The organism is Pseudomonas sp. YuFO8 (genome assembly GCF_035065025.1).
GTDB classification, from domain to species: Bacteria; Pseudomonadota; Gammaproteobacteria; order Pseudomonadales; family Pseudomonadaceae; genus Aquipseudomonas; species Aquipseudomonas putida_AE.
This window is the reverse complement of sequence record NZ_JAXDEQ010000104.1, coordinates 1-614: the sequence shown is the minus strand read 5'-3', so window position 1 is coordinate 614 and position 614 is coordinate 1. Positions and strand designations below refer to the sequence as shown.

1 protein-coding gene is annotated in these 614 nt (G+C 55.4%); it reads left to right on the top strand.

Annotation, left to right across the window (positions count from 1 at the left end; all coding sequences use genetic code 11):
* A partial coding sequence (locus SOP95_RS31500) for a tetratricopeptide repeat protein (RefSeq protein WP_323609514.1) occupies positions 1-614 on the top strand: 614 nt, incomplete at both ends.

Genomic DNA, 614 nt, shown 5'->3' with positions numbered 1-614 from the left:
AGACAAGAGCGTCGACGTCGAGATCGAACGGCTGTACCGCATCGCCGCCGAAAACGACCACTACAAGGCCAATATCAACCTGCAGAACGGCGCGATGCGCCAGCATTTCAAACTCCATGGCCATGAACACTTGCGCTTGAGCCAACGACTTATCGACGCCGGTGTTGCCACGGGATATTACTTTGTGGGGATCTTCTTGCAGCAAGGTTCCGCAGGGTTGAAACAGGACTCGGAAATGGCTTTGCGTTACTACCGCAAGGCTGCTGATCAAGGTAGTGCCCTAGCGCAATACTATGTGGGGGACAAACTGGCTCCTAGCGATGTTGCCCCGGATGTCGCTCGGCAAATGCTTCGCTGCGCTGCCGAGCAAAGACATGGTGAGGCGGCTGTGGATCTGGGTGTGAATCTCAAAGGAAAGGGTCAGTACCAAGAAGCACTCGAAGTATTCCAACTCGGTGTCGCGGGGGGCGATGAGACAGCGGCTTCTTTCTTGAGGCATGGCTTTCGGGGTCCCGAGCCTGACAATCAGCTGTATTACCTGGGCCAACAGGAAGACCTCGAACGCGCCGAACGCTATGAAAAAATCTGGCGAATACTCGCGAGAGCTTCCTACG